Origin of the sequence: Geomonas sp. (genome assembly GCF_035254065.1) — a bacterium.
Classification (GTDB): domain Bacteria; phylum Desulfobacterota; class Desulfuromonadia; order Geobacterales; family Geobacteraceae; genus Geomonas.
On the sequence record NZ_DATFBA010000216.1, the window covers coordinates 1 to 2,654 of the forward strand.

The following is a 2,654-nucleotide window of genomic DNA, read 5'->3' on the forward strand; positions in this document are numbered from 1 at the left end:
TCGCAGCGGGAGGTGCCGTGGTGGAGCCGCTCTGGCCGGAGAACACCGCACCTTCGGCGGGGATCGATGCCAACGAAACTTCCATGGTGTTTCGCCTGCGCCACGGGCAGGCTGCCGTTCTGTTCACCGGTGACCTCGGGAGCGAGTCGGAGCAGAGGCTGCTGGCGCGAGGGGTGCCGCTGCGAAGCACGCTGTTGAAGGTCGGCCATCACGGCTCCCGTTACGGCTCGGGCGATCAGTTCCTGAGCTCCGTCTCTCCCCGTGCCGCTGTCATCTCGGCCGGCTACCATAACCCATTTCACCTGCCGGCCCCTTCCACCCTGGCCCGCCTGCGCAAGCACGGCGTCCGCGTCTACCGCACCGACCTCGATGGCACCGTGGAGGCCGTCTGCGACCGGGACGGCTCCCTGCTGATCAGTACCCCTTGGGGCCATTTTAATTGACCTCCGACCCCCTATCTGTTAATTTATGCTGATATTCGCCCCCAACAGACGCTTCGTTCCAGGAGATTCCGCTTCATGGAAAGAATTCTTATCGTTGAAGATGACAGCTTCTTCCGTGAGGTCTACACCGACCTTCTCAAGGATGAAGGGTACATCGTGGAGACTGCGGCCTCCGGCGAGGAAGCGCTGGGGATGATTCAGAGCCGTGGGTACCAGTTGGTGGTAACCGACCTGGTGATGAAGGACGTGACGGGATTGGACATACTCTCGGCGGTCAAGACGCACGACCCCGACATCAGCGTGATCATGGTCACCGGTCACGCCAACGTGGAAACAGCCATTTACGCGCTGAAGCATGGCGCTGCCGACTACCTTGTCAAGCCGATCAACCACGACGAGTTCCGGCACATAGTATCGCACTGCATGGACCAGCGCAGGCTCCTGGACGAGAACCAGGAACTGAAGAGCCTGGTCAACCTGTTCCAGGTCAGCCAGACCATCGCCAATTCCCTCGAACTCGACCGCATCTATTCCTTGCTGATCGACGCCCTCACCAAGATCGTCGGCTCCAACCGGGCCCTTGGCTATTTCAGCGAGTCCGGCCAGCTCATCATGCACGAAGTGAGGGGGGTCGAGAAGGAGTATGCCCCCCTTCTTGGGCAGGCAGTGATCTCGGAGAGCGATCTGCTGGATGACGGTTCCAACAACATGATCAGGCTCACCAATTTCCTGCCCGACGTCGAAGATTACGGTGGCGACGTGCACGATGCGGTCTGTCTGTACGTCCGGAATAAGAGCGCGCTGCAGGGGGTCATCATCTTCCTCAACGACCCTGGACAGCGGGACCTTCCCAGGGACGTGAACCGTAACCACATCACCTTCCTGCTGGATCAGGCCTCCCTGGCCCTCGATAATGCGGCGCGTTACAACTTCGCCAAGGATCTTCTCTACATCGACGAGTTGACCGGCCTCTACAACTACCGGTACCTGGACGTGGTGCTGGACCGCGAGCTCAAACGCTCCGAGCGCTACGCCTCGTACCTGTCGGTCCTGTTCCTCGACATAGACAACTTCAAGATGGTGAACGACATGTTCGGGCACCTGATCGGCAGCCGCGTCCTCAAAGAGGTGGGGGCCGTTTTGAAAAGGAGCGTGCGCGACGTGGACGCGGTGATCCGCTACGGCGGCGACGAGTACACCATCGTGCTGGTGGAGACCGGCATCGATGGGGCCGCCATCGTTGCCGAGCGTATCCGTAACACCATCCAGTCCCATACCTTCGCGGTAGCCGACGGACTCGCCATCAAGCTGACCGTCAGCCTCGGCTACGCCTCCTCCCCCGATGACGCCACCACCAAGGCGGAACTGCTGGAGTTGGCCGATCAGGCGATGTACCGCGGCAAGGAGCACGGTAAGAACCTCGCCTTCCACGCCGAGTGCAAGCTGGTGGAGCACAACAGGGTGGGGGACCGCTAAACAGAGAATGAATCAAGGAGTGCATTAGACGTGGCCATCACTGGTATCAAAGGATTCAACGACATTCTCCCCGGAGAGGTGGAGAAGTGGCAGCACATAGAGGCGACCGCCCGCAGGGTCTTCGAGCTGTACGGACTTGCCGAGATCAGGATACCGATCCTGGAGAAGACCGAGCTCTTCTGCCGTTCGATCGGTGACGCGACCGACATCGTGGAGAAGGAGATGTACTCCTTCACCGACAAGGGAGAGAACAAGGTCACCATGCGCCCGGAAGGGACCGCCTCGGTGATGCGCGCCTTCATCGAGCACAAGCTGTACGCCCAGGATCCCATCGCGCGCCTGTACTACATGGGGCCGATGTTCCGCTACGAGCGCCCGCAGAAGGGACGTTACCGGCAGTTCCACCAGATCGGCGCCGAGCTGACCGGCATCGCCTCTCCCACCGTGGACGCCCAGGTGCTCACCATGCTGACCCATTTCTTCCAGGAACTGGGCCTCACCGAGCCGTCCCTGCAGATCAATTCGCTGGGCTGTCCCTGCTGCCGCCCCAACTACCGCGAGGCGCTGAAGAGCTTCCTTCTGGAGAGGATCGAGCTGCTGTGCGACGACTGCAAGAGGCGCTATGAGACCAACCCGCTGCGGGCCCTGGACTGCAAGTCCCCCGGCTGCCAGGAGGCCACCAAGGGCGCTCCCTCCATGCTGCAGTATCTCTGTGACGATTGCTCCGGCCACTTC

At 61.0% G+C, this 2,654-nt stretch carries 3 protein-coding genes; all 3 read left to right on the forward strand.

Annotated features, from left to right (window positions below; translation table 11 throughout):
• Window positions 1-443, forward strand: a 443-nt coding sequence (locus VJ604_RS10240) for a ComEC/Rec2 family competence protein (RefSeq protein ID WP_414652413.1), incomplete at its 5' end; no start/stop codon positions are given.
• 75 nt (window positions 444-518) lie between these two features.
• Window positions 519-1,919, forward strand: coding sequence for a GGDEF domain-containing response regulator (locus VJ604_RS10245; protein ID WP_324082196.1), 1,401 nt, complete (start codon window positions 519-521; stop codon window positions 1,917-1,919).
• A 30-nt stretch (window positions 1,920-1,949) separates the two neighbouring features.
• Window positions 1,950-2,654 (forward strand): histidine--tRNA ligase (gene hisS, locus VJ604_RS10250; protein WP_324082198.1); only part of this gene is annotated, 705 nt, incomplete at its 3' end.

Coding starts and splice junctions, on each gene's coding strand:
- VJ604_RS10245 (WP_324082196.1), top strand. CDS start 519: ATGGAAAGAATTCTTATCGTTGAAGATGACAGCTTCTTCCGTGAGGTC.